20 protein-coding genes are annotated in these 13,082 nt (G+C 40.6%); 16 read left to right on the top strand and 4 right to left on the bottom strand.

Going from position 1 to position 13,082, the window contains the following annotated elements; translation table 11 throughout:
* Positions 1-34: 34 nt before the first annotated feature.
* Positions 35-1,000, bottom strand: a complete 966-nt coding sequence (locus HWQ38_RS10340) for an aldo/keto reductase (protein ID WP_292792913.1) — start codon at positions 998-1,000, stop codon at positions 35-37.
* Between the two features lie 314 nt (positions 1,001-1,314).
* Here HWQ38_RS10340 and HWQ38_RS10335 point away from each other — a divergent pair, with 314 nt between their 5' ends.
* From HWQ38_RS10335 to HWQ38_RS10320, 4 genes are all read left to right on the top strand, one after another.
* Positions 1,315-1,497, top strand: a complete 183-nt coding sequence (locus HWQ38_RS10335) for a hypothetical protein (RefSeq protein ID WP_292792911.1) — start codon at positions 1,315-1,317, stop codon at positions 1,495-1,497.
* Positions 1,498-1,781: 284 nt separating this feature from the next.
* Positions 1,782-2,477 carry a pentapeptide repeat-containing protein gene (locus HWQ38_RS10330; protein ID WP_292792909.1) on the top strand — a complete coding sequence of 232 codons (696 nt, stop codon included), beginning with the start codon at positions 1,782-1,784 and terminating at the stop codon, positions 2,475-2,477.
* 105 nt (positions 2,478-2,582) lie between these two features.
* Positions 2,583-2,786: a hypothetical protein gene (locus HWQ38_RS10325; protein ID WP_292792906.1), complete on the top strand. Its 204-nt coding sequence runs from the start codon at positions 2,583-2,585 to the stop codon at positions 2,784-2,786.
* 178 nt (positions 2,787-2,964) lie between these two features.
* Positions 2,965-3,897 (top strand): GIY-YIG nuclease family protein, encoded by a 933-nt coding sequence (locus tag HWQ38_RS10320; protein WP_292792996.1) that lies wholly within the window; start codon positions 2,965-2,967, stop codon positions 3,895-3,897.
* 207 nt (positions 3,898-4,104) lie between these two features.
* On the opposite strand, the gene HWQ38_RS10315 is transcribed toward HWQ38_RS10320, so the two are convergent.
* Genes HWQ38_RS10315 through HWQ38_RS10305 form a run of 3 tightly spaced genes read right to left on the bottom strand, consistent with a single transcriptional unit; the run spans position 4,105 to position 5,457 of the window.
* Positions 4,105-4,440 carry a hypothetical protein gene (locus tag HWQ38_RS10315; protein ID WP_292792904.1) on the bottom strand — a complete coding sequence of 112 codons (336 nt, stop codon included), beginning with the start codon at positions 4,438-4,440 and terminating at the stop codon, positions 4,105-4,107.
* A complete protein-coding gene (locus HWQ38_RS10310) occupies positions 4,440-4,682 on the bottom strand; it encodes a DUF5674 family protein (RefSeq protein WP_292792994.1) in 243 nt (80 codons plus the stop codon). Before HWQ38_RS10310 ends, HWQ38_RS10315 begins: the two co-directional genes overlap by 1 nt.
* Positions 4,675-5,457 (bottom strand): peroxiredoxin-like family protein, encoded by a 783-nt coding sequence (locus HWQ38_RS10305; protein WP_292792902.1) that lies wholly within the window; start codon positions 5,455-5,457, stop codon positions 4,675-4,677. Before HWQ38_RS10305 ends, HWQ38_RS10310 begins: the two co-directional genes overlap by 8 nt.
* Before the next feature lie 85 nt (positions 5,458-5,542).
* Here HWQ38_RS10305 and HWQ38_RS10300 point away from each other — a divergent pair, with 85 nt between their 5' ends.
* The 12 genes from HWQ38_RS10300 to HWQ38_RS10245 all read left to right on the top strand — a co-directional run bounded on the left by HWQ38_RS10300 (position 5,543) and on the right by HWQ38_RS10245 (position 13,081).
* Positions 5,543-6,787, top strand: a complete 1,245-nt coding sequence (locus HWQ38_RS10300) for an AAA family ATPase (protein ID WP_292792900.1) — start codon at positions 5,543-5,545, stop codon at positions 6,785-6,787.
* A 5-nt stretch (positions 6,788-6,792) separates the two neighbouring features.
* Positions 6,793-7,380, top strand: coding sequence for a hypothetical protein (locus HWQ38_RS10295; protein WP_292792898.1), 588 nt, complete (start codon positions 6,793-6,795; stop codon positions 7,378-7,380).
* Between the two features lie 391 nt (positions 7,381-7,771).
* Entirely contained in the window at positions 7,772-8,170 is a 399-nt protein-coding gene (locus tag HWQ38_RS10290; RefSeq protein WP_104899257.1) for a hypothetical protein, read from the top strand.
* A 22-nt stretch (positions 8,171-8,192) separates the two neighbouring features.
* Complete coding sequence (locus tag HWQ38_RS10285) at positions 8,193-8,744, top strand: hypothetical protein (RefSeq protein ID WP_292792993.1); 552 nt, start codon at positions 8,193-8,195, stop codon at positions 8,742-8,744.
* Positions 8,745-8,752: 8 nt separating this feature from the next.
* Positions 8,753-9,013 (top strand): hypothetical protein, encoded by a 261-nt coding sequence (locus HWQ38_RS10280; RefSeq protein WP_292792895.1) that lies wholly within the window; start codon positions 8,753-8,755, stop codon positions 9,011-9,013.
* 61 nt (positions 9,014-9,074) lie between these two features.
* A complete protein-coding gene (locus tag HWQ38_RS10275; RefSeq protein ID WP_011316696.1) occupies positions 9,075-9,293 on the top strand; it encodes a hypothetical protein in 219 nt (72 codons plus the stop codon).
* Positions 9,294-9,303: 10 nt separating this feature from the next.
* Positions 9,304-10,146 (top strand): phage terminase large subunit family protein, encoded by an 843-nt coding sequence (locus tag HWQ38_RS10270; RefSeq protein WP_292792883.1) that lies wholly within the window; start codon positions 9,304-9,306, stop codon positions 10,144-10,146.
* Positions 10,147-10,150: 4 nt separating this feature from the next.
* Positions 10,151-10,720 carry a hypothetical protein gene (locus HWQ38_RS10265; RefSeq protein WP_292792881.1) on the top strand — a complete coding sequence of 190 codons (570 nt, stop codon included), beginning with the start codon at positions 10,151-10,153 and terminating at the stop codon, positions 10,718-10,720.
* Between the two features lie 22 nt (positions 10,721-10,742).
* Positions 10,743-11,231 (top strand): hypothetical protein, encoded by a 489-nt coding sequence (locus HWQ38_RS10260; protein ID WP_292792879.1) that lies wholly within the window; start codon positions 10,743-10,745, stop codon positions 11,229-11,231.
* On the top strand, positions 11,231-11,572 hold the full coding sequence (locus HWQ38_RS10255) for a hypothetical protein (protein WP_292792877.1): 342 nt from the start codon (positions 11,231-11,233) through the stop codon (positions 11,570-11,572). The genes HWQ38_RS10260 and HWQ38_RS10255 overlap by 1 nt, the downstream gene beginning before the upstream one ends.
* 4 nt (positions 11,573-11,576) lie before the next feature.
* The gene (locus HWQ38_RS10250; RefSeq protein WP_292792875.1) at positions 11,577-12,227 is read left to right on the top strand and encodes a M23 family metallopeptidase; all 651 of its coding nucleotides are present in this window, start codon (positions 11,577-11,579) and stop codon (positions 12,225-12,227) included.
* 26 nt (positions 12,228-12,253) lie between these two features.
* Entirely contained in the window at positions 12,254-13,081 is an 828-nt protein-coding gene (locus HWQ38_RS10245; RefSeq protein WP_292792873.1) for a lysozyme, read from the top strand.
* The last annotated feature ends 1 nt before the right edge of the window (position 13,082 follow it).

Here is a 13,082-nt window from a genome sequence, read left to right as displayed (position 1 = left end):
TAACTGTTGACTATTGACTGACAAGGTAGCCGTACTAGCTATTTGAGGAACTAGCTTGATTAAGAAGGTCAATAGCATCTTGATCGAGATGAAGATTGACAGCTTTGATGATATCGTTGAGTTGTTCAACCTTTGTTGCACTAACAATAGGGGAGGTAATGGTAGGATTAGCAATCAGCCACGCCAAAGAAACTTGGGTGGGAGTAGAATTATAAGTCTTTGCCACCTGATCAATTGCCTTTAGAATTCGCAAACCACGAGGGTTTAAATATCTTTTTACAGAACTACCACGGAGACTAATAGACAAATCTTCTTCTGAGCGATATTTACCAGAGAGAAAGCCACTGCACAGAGAGGAATAGCTAATCACACCAATTTCCTGTTCTTGGGAAATTTGTTGTAAATCCTGCTCATAACCATCTCGGTCATACAAGTTATAACGGGGCTGAAGGCTTTCGTAGCGAGGATAGCCATGCTGACGGCTAATTTCTAATGCCTGTAATAAACGCTCTGCACTATAGTTGGAAGCACCAATCGCACGTACTTTTCCCTGACGAATCAATTCTGCGTAGGTTTCAAGGGTTTCTTCAAGTGGAGTGTTTTCATCGTCGATATGCGATTGATATAGATCGATATAATCAGTTTGTAACCTCTGCAACGAGTCTTCAACAGCTTGTTGGATGTATTTGCGAGAAAGCCCTTTGCCTTTAACACCCATATCGTTGCCAACCTTCGTTGCAATCACAACTCGATCGCGGTTGCCACGCTGCTTGAGCCACTTTCCTAAGATGATCTCCGACTCTCCACCCTGATTCCCAGTAACCCATTTGGAATAAACATCAGCAGTGTCAATAAAATTACCTCCAGCTTCAATAAAGTGATCTAAAATGTCAAATGAACTATTTTCATCAATAGTCCAGCCAAACACGTTGCCACCAAAAGATAGTGGCGATACTTCTAGTTCTGAACGTCCAAGTTTACGTCTTTGTGTAATGACCATAAGTTTTCTCTCAAGACAGTTTTGGAATTACTTCTGCCAACTATGACTTTATAAAAAATACAATATGCTATTTTGCGATAAGGCTATCGAGAAACAGTATTTTAAGAGGTATACGTAGATTATCATGGAAAATCATCCAAAATCAAGTCTTCTTATCGTAATGGTCAAATACCTCTGCCAATTCAAGAGACAACTTTTAGCAAGCGTTCGTTAAGCACGTCTAATAATGGTCGGTTGTTACACACACCAGTCTGATTGCTATTCGTCAGAATATAGTAGTGCACTGTTACAAAAGCTAAATACAGAGGTAAAATATGTTTCCTTTTTGGGGTAATGCCTGTTATGGAAGCGAACCCATTTCGCACAAAGCTAGCTTAGAGCGGAAATTAAAATTCTTGATTTGGATGCGAGATGATTTAGAGTCCAAATTGGCTGGCATCAATGCTTCTATTGATACCATTCGGCAGCAAATAGAACGCTCCTCTTCAGCTGCTTAGAACTTAGTTCTTGCAGACATTTTTACTTAAGTCGATTGTAACTATGAAAGTGACTGGGGGCTGTAAAGGTGCTGCAAAGCGTGTTGTAGGTCTTTGTGCAGCGCTCTGTCACCTTCGTAGCATACAAAAGAGGCAGTCTTGAAAAAGTCAGCCCAGTTCTTTGTGCTAGTGACTGGTGAAACTAACCCTCAATATTTAACTCAAGACAGAGGTAAAGTAAGCAGAGTTGATTAATATCTGGAAGTTAGAGCCGTAATCGTTTGAAAGTGCCAAAACTTATAGAAATGAAAAATATTATCTCGATTGGTTTGAATAATTGGTTAAAACGGCACAAAGACTCTGTTTTACTATTTGACTCAATTGCTGCCGCTAGTGAGATTGCCCTGATGCTTAACGGTGAGTGGGATGGCTGCAATGGTGTAATCATAGCTAAATGTGATGAAGTAGCTGTTAACACTGCTACTAAACTATTAGAAGCTGGATGGTGTTATCAAGGCGCATCAAAAGCTGTTTTAGGCAGAGTAACAACTGATCAAATTTTACGCCGTTATGCAATCGGAGAAAGAAATTTTGTTAATGCTAACTTGAGGTGTGCAATACTTGCATCAGTGAAACTGAGTGAAATTAACCTAAGTTATGCCTCGTTGAGTTGGGCAGACCTCAGTCAAGCCAATCTCAGTAAAGCTGATTTAACAGCAGCAGACCTAAGCCAAGCTAATTTAAGTGGAGCGGATCTGAGTAAAGCATACCTAATGAGGACAAACCTAAGCGGGGCAGACCTGCAACAAGCTTCACTTCATGGGGCTAACTTAAGTAGTGCTAATTTAAGTGAAGTTAACCTCACTGGTGCAGATTTAACTCTCGCTAATCTATCACTAGCAGACCTAAGAGGGGCAAATTTTCACTTGTGCAATTTGAGTGGGGCTAATCTAACAGGTGCCTTGTTTATTGAAAGTGACTTGGCTTTTGCTAGACAATGATCGCGTCTGGAAGCGATCGCACCTACAAATGATTAACTGTGATGCATAAGTTGTTAGATTATTTCAGTTAAATATATATATTCAATAACCAACACAGAATAACCTATGAAACTCGCTAAACCGCTCAATTTGGCAAATCTTGTTGGTTCTATTTTACTGCCTAGAATCGCTAACAATCAAACAGCTACTTCTAACAAGAGTGAAACATCAATTACTTTACCCAGTAATCCCATAAATATCAATTACCTGCAACCCTTTGATACTGCTGTTATTGCTTATTACATGATGGGTATTGGCAACTTTGAATAAAGCATAGTTTCAGTACAGCCTTTGAAAAGCTACTTTACCTCTCCAACCTTGGAGGGGTTTTTAGTTAGTGCATTAATTATTCAAATCAACATTATATTACTCCAGAAGATAGAGACATATTGGAAAAGTTAAAGCACACTAGTAAGAGCAACTTTAACTATTCAGTAATGGTGTGGCAATGTGGCTAAAATATGGTGTAAATGAAGAAGGTATCTTGATATGTATTGAAGATATCAACAGGGGTAAGACTTCACTTAAGTGTCCTTACTGTAATAGTAGTCTAACTGCTAAAAAAGGCAAGGTGAAAGAGCATCATTTTGCTCATAATGAAGAAACCTGCCGCCCCATAGCTAACCGAGAATTCCCTACTCTGCCACTCTATGACAATTTCAACGTTCAATTATCTGGCAAGGATTTGGCACAGTTAAAGCTGCTTTGGCAGGAGTACGGAGCCAAAAATTACCCTATTAGTTCCTACTTAATTACTTCTGGTTTACTCAAAGCAGGAGTGTTAAGAAAAAACCTATACTTAACCCCAACAGAATATGAATTTAGTGATTTGGGTAAAATTCCTGTTGGATCGCTAGAGTTTGCGCGGTTCAATGATGTACAGGAGCCACTATTACTTAAAAAACTGCTGAAACTGGAGCTAGCTTTTAAACACGCCGAATACAAAAATGCTCCAGATTTAGCATATCGATTTACTGATTTGAAGCTGTATCGCGCTCAACTTCAACGTATTCTATCCTCTAGCCTATATTTTTTAGAGATTGAAACGAATATTGGCATTTTGTACAAGATAGGAGTAACCCAAAGACCCGTTGTCAAGCGAGTAGCAGAAGTAAAAATTGATTTACTTGCTCATTATTCGAGTGTTGCTATTAGAGTATTAGGAACTTGGGAGCATAGAGGGAATATTGAACTGTATTTCAAACACCGCTATCAGGGCTTTAATTATCCCATCGGCAGTTTAACTGAGTATTATAAGCTTAATAATGAGGATGTCAAAATTCTGCTGCATTATCTCCACCAAATGCAACCTAAAATACTATCTCAAGATGAAATAGATATTCTTGAGGAGAATTATAGCTGGGAGCAAATTGCTGTGTAGTATTCTCATAATCCCGTAGCAAAATCTAATTAATTACCAGGTAAAAATAATTATTTTATTGCTATATCTCTAAATACTCTACCACTGATGATGAGGCAACTGCCGACTCTTGATACAGCAGTATTTACCGAGGAGCGATGGCGTAACCGCCCAGCGTAGCTGATCGCAGTGGTCAAGCGCATTACTTAAGACTATGCACTCAACGATTTAAGAAGCTAGCAAACCCGACATCTCCAATACTCGCTGTGACCAAGTAGACGCAACAGATGCAATATCTGTAATTTCCATTGATTTGCCCCAAACATTAATCCAGTTTTGTAATAAGTCTTGGAGTTGATTTAATTCAACATTATTTATTTCACTTTTCTGTTGTATTAAAGACACGTACAACAAACTTTCTGACAACAATATTGGAACTAATTCACGAATTGCACTCTTTTGTGACCAAGAGTTAAGGCGTGCCAAACTTGCTGCCAATTCTCCTAATTGTTGCGCGTAGGGTTGACGTAAAAAACTCGCTTCAATTGCACTCCAGTTAGGCATTACAATCCTCCTAGCAATTGCTTGGTAATTTGGCTAACTTGTTCTCGAATTTGGTTAGACTGTATTATCATACTACGGTTATTCTGGCTTGGGCGAATGTTGATGATTGACTCAAACACGATTTCTTGAGTGAAAGGAGACCAATCCACACCCCAAATATCTCGTTGTCTGCTACCGTCTTTAAGTAACTCTTGTTCACATTCGTAATGGCGAACGCCACCACCTGCAAGAACTTTAGCTATTTGCTTCGATAAAGGATAAAAATGATAGAGGCTGACTCATATTAGCAGCAAAGCCCAGAATTCCTGGATCTCGATGAGAGTAAAGTAACTGGCCTTTGCTATCAAACAAAAAAGTTCCACCACGCTGAGTTAAGTAGGCAGAATTTGGTACATAAGTGTGCCAATTGCTTAGAACTTCCACCATGTTACGTAGCCGGAGAGTTGCTAATTCAAAAGGACGTTGAAAACCATTTGGGCCAGCTAATCGGAAAAATGAGCCTTTAAAAGCAGGTAGAGGAGTACCTTGAATAATTTCATCATCAAGAATTAGTTGAGGGGCTTGACGATCTCCTCTGTATCCCCGAAAAACTTCTCTTAGTGTTCCTGGACTTCCAAACCCTGCACACATTAACATTAGATTTAGCCAAGCTTGATGAGAAAGAGAAAGTCCAGGGAGAGTCAGATTCAGACCTGAATAAAGATTGAGTTGGTGATGTAGTTCTGCATTGGGTTCAACAAATAAATTTTCGGGTGGAAATCCTGTATATTGACAGAATCTTGTTCCAGAGGTGCGTGAGCCAATTCCCACTGCACGAATAGTGAGTTTTTCAGGAGTCAATTTTTTAGCTTTGCGCTGTAACCACCATGCATATTCAAGACTATCAAAATCCCCAAGTTGTGGCCAGACTAAAATCAGGATATGTGAGGCAGTCTCGCAATTTTCTAGTAGGGGTCGGGTTATGCCATCACTAACACACTGAAGTTCAGTCTGATTAAGGATATTGTAGGGATTCATTAAAAATGATTAACTACTATTGAGCTATCCAATTTTAATTTATAAGAAGTAAGTTGATCAATATAAATTTGTGTATGAGTGCCAAATGTTAAAAGAACTTCACCTCCAACAAGTTGGTCCTGCTGCCCATTTTGATGTCGCATTTGCCGATAGGCTCAATATATTTACGGGTGATAATGGTTTAGGTAAAAGTTTTTTACTCGATATTGCATGGTGGGTGATGACTACAAATTGGGCAGAGCAACCAGCGTACCCACAGCGAGTCAAAGGTGAAAATCCACAAATTACAGCCGTAGTTAGCAATAAAAAAAATATAAGAGAGTATCAGAGCTACTTTGATTTTTCTGAACAGCAATGGCGTAATTTACAAATGCCTCCTTTATTAAAAGAGGTAGTTATTTATGTGCGGGTTGATGGTAGTTTTTCTGTTTTTGACCCAGCTCGCCAACGCGATATTCCTTTTGACTTTAATCCAAATACACTTTGGAATGGATTAAAGTCAAAAGATAAAGTTATTTGTAATGGTCTAATTCAAGATTGGGTTACATGGCAGAATCAACCCAATAAATATCCATTTGAACTCTTTTCTAATGTCATTAAAAAACTTGCACCTCACCCTTCCGAATGGATACAAGTGGGAGAACCAACGCGAGTTTCTATTGAAGACGTGCGCGATATTCCTACAGTTGATCTGCCTTATGGGAATGTTCCTGTTACTCAAACATCAGCCGGAATGAAGCGTATTTTGGGACTGGCTTATTTACTAGTGTGGACTTGGTACGAACATAAAAAAGCTTCAGAACTGCGACAACAAAAGCCAGTAAATCAGATAGTTTTACTAATTGATGAAATTGAATCTCATTTGCATCCTCGCTGGCAGAGGGTGATTTTACCAGCTATTTTATCTGTGGTGACAGAATTACAACCCAGGATGAAGATACAGGCTTTAGTAACTACTCATTCTCCACTTATTCTTGCTTCCTTAGAGCCAAATTTTCATGAGCAAGAAGATAAACTATTTTTATTTAAATTACAAGATAGAGAGGTTAGCCTTGACGAAGTACCTTGGTCAAAACAAGGGGACATAGTTGGATGGTTAACCTCAGACATTTTTGGACTCAAACAAGCCCGTTCCAAAGAAGCAGAAATCGCAATTGAAGCAGCAGAGGCTTGGATGCGTGATGATGATATGAATGCGTTTCCAGAAAATCTGAAAATACCAACAAAAATTCATCAGGAACTTCAAAGAGTTTTACCAGGACATGATCCATTTTGGCCCCGTTGGATAGTTACAACGGAGAAAAGAAATTCTGGGTTATCAGGGGTATAACACAGATGATGCCATTTAATCCTCCTCCAGAACCACCTGATTTTGATAAAAAAGTGCGACAACCAGGAAATGCTTGGTTGGCAAAAAATCCAACCCCTAAAAAAGGAACCAGAGATTATTGGTCGCCTTTCAAAAGTGATTTAGCTGATGGATTTAATAATCTTTGTGGCTATAGCGTTATGTATGAACCAGTTGGTACAGTAGAGCATTATCTCAGCCGGGAAAATTATCGCAATTTAGCTTACGAATGGAGAAATTTACGCTTTGCTTCTGCTTGGATAAATAGTAGTAAAGGTACGCTTGATGACCAAGTACTTGACCCTTTTGATTTGGGAGAAGATTGGTTTGAAATTTTGCTTCCTTCCCTACAATTAGTATTAACAGATAAAGTTCCTCCGCAACAACGTCAAAAGGCAGAATTTACTTTGGAACGGTTGCGATTACGGGATGATGAAAGAGTCCTGCGCCAGCGTCAACAATGGTATCAACTTTATTTGGATGGGGATTTGACTCTACAAGGATTAGAAAAAAAAGCTCCTTTGATAGCGCGTGCGGTAAAGAAACAGCAGCAGGCTATTTCTCAACAAGAATAAGCTTTGCAGTCATCAGATTGTGAAGGCAAATATTTTCATAACATGATACGGCAAGATAAATGGGTAAAAGTCCGATTAACTTGTCACAGACTCTTAAGTTGCACATCGCGTTATATATTTCTGTTAGAGCAGTTTCTTACCAAAAGAGGTATTGTTCTATTTTTTTTACTCATATATACAAACGTGCTTGCATTCTCAACAGGCAGTATGTAACTTGGCAAGTGTGCAGTTTAGTAGGAGAGGAACTGAAGTTTAGTTGTATCTGAGTTGAGCTATACCTGTACTAAAGTGACATAAATTGTAAATTACTTTTTAATTTACAAGCAGTTTGGTAAGGTGCTAGTTTAATTTGCTTTCAATTGATGTTGTCTTTCAGTTGGAATAGAGTTTGATGATATGTGAGAACGTTATCTATACCCAGAAAACCCTTGCCGAAAGATACGGGATTTCCATTGCTGCTTTACAACGGTGGTATCCCTATGCCGGTATAGTCAAACCCCGAAAGCGGGGAGGATATTTTGATGCAACAACAGTCGAAATTGCCGACATTTTTTACGTTGCTATCAAGATTCGGCGGTTAACTTGTGAAGAATATTTACAACAGGTGATTCCTGCTGGTGGCTTAGATGCTTATTTGCAAAAAGTCAATGATGTAAGCCTTTATGACTTTTTGACTAAGCATATATCTGATGAAGAAAAAAATAACCCAATTGTGCAGGCAGTAATTAGGAGAATTGAGCGAAATGAAGCATATCAACAAAGTGGCAGAGACTTTGCAGGTGTCGCCTGATGTAGTACGTACATGCTGTCGGTTGTTAGATTTAGCTTTGCAGCCAAATGATACACTTGACGAAACTGTTGAGCAGCAGCTAGTTAAACTTAAAGAGATAGCCTCTGGTGAAGGTATGTCCCTTGAAGAAGCTGCCCAGCATTTGATTGCAATGCGCGATCGCAAATCAGAAGTAGGCGAACATAAGTTCGACAAGCGTGAGTATATCAAACAGCGGTTTGGAATAGACCCAGAACAAGCTTCACCCGACAGCTTTGTAGGAATACTTTACCGAGATGCAGATAGGGGTATTCAGTTAGGGGAATTACGCCATAAAGTGGTGCTTGAATCTTCGACACTTGCTCTAGAAGAATTTGTTTTTCATGGCAGCAGTTCGCCTGCTGAAGGTGATACTTCCGTTCCGCCTGGTTACGATGAAGCGCAAGAGCGAATTAACTCGCGCATTAATAACGATTTTTTCGGCAAAGTGAACTGGGGGGAAGAGACTCATCCACTGTTAGTCGGTACATCGACACCGCAGCCGAGACAGTTGAAGTCCTCGCAGCCGAAAACCGGGCAATCTCCGAAGAAATAGTTAGCCAGATGCTACCTATCTGCTATCGAATACGGGATGATAGTTTACTCAACTTGAGAAAGACATCTACCCAGGCAGTTGGTATAAATTTGCTTTCGATAGTAGCTGGGACTGTGATTGGGATGTGGGTAGCAGTCCCCCCAACTCAAGAGAGACAGGAAATTCCGAGTATTCAGCCAATTTTGATTGGTGTGGGTATAGGTGAATTAGTTGGTTTAATTTTGGCACTAGTAATAATCTGGTTTACCACGGACGAACAAAAAACCTAATCAACTTTTCTCTCATCAAGGGAATTACTCATTTTAGTCGCATTATTGCCAGGGAGCAGGTATGAGTGCAGCATTTGACTTTTTGGTTAACACGGCAGGTGGTTTGTTGATGAACCTGGGTGTTTCCGGGATGGTAGGACAATTATTGGGAGTGGGGGCGACCCTTGCCTTGCATCCTCTGTTGCTACTTACTGGGATAGTTGTGGGTGGTGCGGGAATTGCGATCGCGCGCGAGTTAAACAAGCGCCCTCAGTTGCAGTTGGTTGTTGATAATACATGAGGGGTAAATTATGTTTACTCCTACACCTGTACGAAATAAACAACCAAGTCGCAGAAAGAAAAAGGTAAATGTTACCCTGTGGACGGTTTGTTCAACTGTTAGTGCGCTGTCTGTTATAGGGGCGGTTGCATTGATGGTTGGATGGAAGCAACAGGTTCCAGGTAATCAAATATCGGAGGTACAACAGGTAAAGGCGCAAGTTTCCCAAATTCGGGAAGTGTACTTAGAAAAGCTTTCTCGTACTGACTACAATATAGACCATCTTTCCAGTTACTCCTCAGTCGAGGGTGCGCCTACTCTTACAGGCTGGCGACAGTTGGCGGCGGCATTGTGGGGACAGCAATTGCGGAGTGAAATATCCAGAATGCAGGCTAATGATAAATCTGGGTTTTACCGCCTTCACTATATGCCGGCACTGGAGATAGTTAAGTTCAACTCGCTGGATGTTTTACTAGAAGCGGCTTCTGGAAATAATACTTTTTACTGGGGATACCGCAAAACCGATGGTACGAAAGTTGAGGAGAAGATACCAACTGGAGCGGCTGCTGTTTTGATTTTGGGTAAATTAGAGGCGATTGATTACGCTCAAAACTTGGAATCTCAACCATCGGTTGATCTGAATCAAATGCTAATTCAGATTAAGAATGCTCAAGAACCATATTCTCTTGCACAGGCACAGCTGTTACGAGCGCGGGGGTATTTAGACCCAGTAGAGCAGATGGCACAGGTGGCAGACATCCGCGAGAGAATACACCAACGGGAGGAGGAAAGGCGGATGTATATCCAACAAATGAAGAAGCAATTACCTCAGCCAGTTCCTAATAAACAGCCTGTTAATAAATCAGGGGGGTGATGTTATGTATGCCAAGTTTGCTGCTGCGATAATTTGCATAGCTTTGTGTTCGCTCAATGTTGTAGCGGCAGTCAAACGTACCCCTATTCGTACTACCCTTGAAGGTTCAACTCGCACGACCGTCGAGATGATGCCATCTCCCAATTCAGGAGTGCATTGGATGAGTGCAGTTATATTTCTGGCTGGATTTGCTTATTTTTTGGGCTGGGGAATTTCTGACTATAACAATGCAATTGAAGAAAGAGATGAACTGTCTGATAACTTGGCTAATCCTGGCAATCGACAACTTCATGTTGGTGTTTCTGATACTGATATTCAGCCTTCTTTAATGCCCCCAGTGTCACCTACTCCTGGGATGAGATTAAATAGCGAGTTTTCTGCCAAGAATGTAGTCCAATTTTCTCCTCGTTCTAGTGTTTCTGGATTAGGGCGAGTACATAGTAGCCAATTTGTTGAAGATGGAGTGCAAAATCAATCTGGAATGTTATCTCCAGAGGAGTTTTACGCCCAACTTCAGGATGAAGATTTCTGGGAAGATACTAACTCCCAGGTAAATGATAAACCCGCCAGCTAGTTACTTAATTTGAGGTCATATTATGAGCAGAAATCAGCGCCGCAACTTTGATGTTGATTATTCTGAAGGTGGAGCAATTGTGCCTGCAAACCGCTTGCAAAATATGTTGCAGCAGGTACAGCAGGGAGGAATAGTAAATCAGCAACCTAACGTTTCTCCTATGACTACTTATGATACTCAGCCAGTAGAAGTTAGATATATTAATGCACCGACTGCTTACAAGCCGAGGGTTCCTCAAATAGAAATTCCTTACATTGAGATTTGGAAAGCACATCGGCTGCACCCACAAAACCCCTGGAGATTTGGCTGGTATCCAGTATATTTTTTATCGGATGTAATTAAATCTCCTGTGGGTGTGGCTGGTGTGGGAGTGTGGTTGTTAATAATGCTGTTGAATTTTTTCCTTAATGGCAGTTATACCGGGCCGGGGTATGCGTCTGGAAAGAAGATTGAAGTTGTACCCAAGGAAGTTCCCTCTTTTGCCCTGCCTGTGGTTAAGCAGTTGGAATAATGTGGGTAAAGGCAATTTTTTGGTTCGTACTGCTGGTATGGATTGCAGATATTTTGCAACCGGGATATTTGCAGTTTTATAACTGGCGTAATGCTGTGGCATTGGTACAAAAGCTTCAGTTTTCATCGTCGGCTGTTGTCCCAACTGCCGCACCTGGCCTGAATATGTCTTCTACTCCTGTTCCTACACGGTATTCCCCTAAAGTTAGCGAACCTGCAACATCTGGGGATGGGCTAAATTCTCCTGATTGCCGTGTGGCTAGGAATGACTTTGAGGAAGTATTGAGTACTGCAAAGATTGGTTGTTGGCAGGTTTCTCCTGCTAATGCAAAAAGGCGTTGAGGGAATGCGAATAATCTTTGAAACTGACGGTGACAAGGAGGTTAGTAATTCGACTGTAACTAGTTTGAATGAGACGGTCGATACTAGTTCGAGTGCAAATTGGGGATATGCGATCGCAACCTCAGTTTTGATTGCAGCTATGGTCATTCCCCAAGTTTCTGCGTGGGTTGAATCTCAGTTGTTAGTTAAATCTCTCCAAAGTCTAATACTACCTAAAACTATTGGTAGTAATCATGTTTTAAATAACGATCGAATTGCCTTTCCAACTGCGGCTGGTACTCCTATTACCTCAGAGTTTGGTTGGCGGACACACCCCATTACAGGCGATCGCAAGTTTCATGCGGGGATTGATTTTGGTGCAGCAAAGGGTACGCCAATTTATGCGATTGATGCTGGCCGAGTGGTTTTTGCAGGCGACAAGGGTGGTTATGGCAAAGCAGTTATTATTCAGCATCAGGGAAGTTTATCTACTCTGTACGGTCATGCCAGTCAGCTGTATGTACAGCAAGGACAACAAGTTGTGCGTGGGCAGATGATTGCGGCAGTAGGTAGTACGGGCTTTTCAACGGGGCCGCATTTGCATTTTGAAGTTCGCTCTTATGGTGTAGCGCAGAACCCCCGCCCTTATTTACACAAGTATTTAGCTAACCGTTGAAGGTTATTTAGCTATTGGCAAGAGAGATGCAAATTGTACCGATTTTTATATCAGGTGTAGTTGGTGCAGCCGGCTCTGTTGCATTTTCTTACGGAGTAGCTTCACTGCCATGTGGATTGGTATCAAAGGGTGCGGATACTGTTTGTCAGGTACGTAGTTTTGATAAGGCACTTGATAGTTGGAAATTTGGGTTTATTGTTGGTGGTTTGGTTGGGTCGATTTTGAGTCATCGCCGTCAATTTATACTCCGTTTTCAACCCATTCATTTGTCAACTGCTTCCTTAATTACTTTGGGTATTTATTTTTCAATTTCTCAAAGTACTGGGGTTTCTTCAGCATCATTAAATAGTTTAAGAGGAAGAGTTAGTACAAGTTCTTCCTTACCACATCCTTATTCACCACGATTAAGTGCTTTTTTAGCGACAATTCGTTGGGCAGAAACAGGAAATAGTGAGCCAGAAAGTTATCGCAAATTAGTATTTAACGGAACTTTTAATAATTTTTCTACACACCCGTTAAAGAAACAGTGCGCTCCTATTAATGGCAAAAATGTTTGTTCAACTGCGGCTGGTGCTTATCAAATGTTGGATAAAAGTTGGTATGATATTCAGCCAAAGTTAAACTTAAAGGACTTTAGTCCAGCTTCTCAGGACAAGATGGCAATTGAATATATTCGTCGTAATAATGCCTTAAGTGACATTGAAGCAGGAAGGTTTGATACTGCGATATGTAAAGTAGGTAGGGTATGGGCCAGTCTTATTTGCAACTCGTACAATCAAAACCCAAAATCTTTAGCGCAGTTGAGAATTTACTATCAGCAGCAATTACAAAAATTTGAAATTTCTAGGAGGTAAA

The organism is Nostoc sp. NMS7 (assembly GCF_017115085.1).
In the GTDB taxonomy this organism is placed as follows: domain Bacteria; phylum Cyanobacteriota; class Cyanobacteriia; order Cyanobacteriales; family Nostocaceae; genus Nostoc.
The sequence above is the reverse complement of the archived record's forward strand: the minus strand, read 5'-3'. Positions and strand labels throughout refer to the sequence as shown.

Coding starts and splice junctions, on each gene's coding strand:
- HWQ38_RS10340 (WP_292792913.1), bottom strand. CDS start 1,000: ATGGTCATTACACAAAGACGTAAACTTGGACGTTCAGAACTAGAAGTA.
- HWQ38_RS10320 (WP_292792996.1), top strand. CDS start 2,965: ATGTGGCTAAAATATGGTGTAAATGAAGAAGGTATCTTGATATGTATT.
- HWQ38_RS10335 (WP_292792911.1), top strand. CDS start 1,315: ATGTTTCCTTTTTGGGGTAATGCCTGTTATGGAAGCGAACCCATTTCG.
- HWQ38_RS10305 (WP_292792902.1), bottom strand. CDS start 5,457: ATGAATCCCTACAATATCCTTAATCAGACTGAACTTCAGTGTGTTAGT.
- HWQ38_RS10270 (WP_292792883.1), top strand. CDS start 9,304: ATGTTTACTCCTACACCTGTACGAAATAAACAACCAAGTCGCAGAAAG.
- HWQ38_RS10250 (WP_292792875.1), top strand. CDS start 11,577: ATGCGAATAATCTTTGAAACTGACGGTGACAAGGAGGTTAGTAATTCG.
- HWQ38_RS10315 (WP_292792904.1), bottom strand. CDS start 4,440: ATGCCTAACTGGAGTGCAATTGAAGCGAGTTTTTTACGTCAACCCTAC.
- HWQ38_RS10280 (WP_292792895.1), top strand. CDS start 8,753: ATGCTACCTATCTGCTATCGAATACGGGATGATAGTTTACTCAACTTG.
- HWQ38_RS10300 (WP_292792900.1), top strand. CDS start 5,543: ATGTTAAAAGAACTTCACCTCCAACAAGTTGGTCCTGCTGCCCATTTT.
- HWQ38_RS10260 (WP_292792879.1), top strand. CDS start 10,743: ATGAGCAGAAATCAGCGCCGCAACTTTGATGTTGATTATTCTGAAGGT.
- HWQ38_RS10275 (WP_011316696.1), top strand. CDS start 9,075: ATGAGTGCAGCATTTGACTTTTTGGTTAACACGGCAGGTGGTTTGTTG.
- HWQ38_RS10255 (WP_292792877.1), top strand. CDS start 11,231: ATGTGGGTAAAGGCAATTTTTTGGTTCGTACTGCTGGTATGGATTGCA.
- HWQ38_RS10325 (WP_292792906.1), top strand. CDS start 2,583: ATGAAACTCGCTAAACCGCTCAATTTGGCAAATCTTGTTGGTTCTATT.
- HWQ38_RS10295 (WP_292792898.1), top strand. CDS start 6,793: ATGATGCCATTTAATCCTCCTCCAGAACCACCTGATTTTGATAAAAAA.
- HWQ38_RS10330 (WP_292792909.1), top strand. CDS start 1,782: ATGAAAAATATTATCTCGATTGGTTTGAATAATTGGTTAAAACGGCAC.
- HWQ38_RS10245 (WP_292792873.1), top strand. CDS start 12,254: ATGCAAATTGTACCGATTTTTATATCAGGTGTAGTTGGTGCAGCCGGC.
- HWQ38_RS10290 (WP_104899257.1), top strand. CDS start 7,772: ATGATATGTGAGAACGTTATCTATACCCAGAAAACCCTTGCCGAAAGA.
- HWQ38_RS10265 (WP_292792881.1), top strand. CDS start 10,151: ATGTATGCCAAGTTTGCTGCTGCGATAATTTGCATAGCTTTGTGTTCG.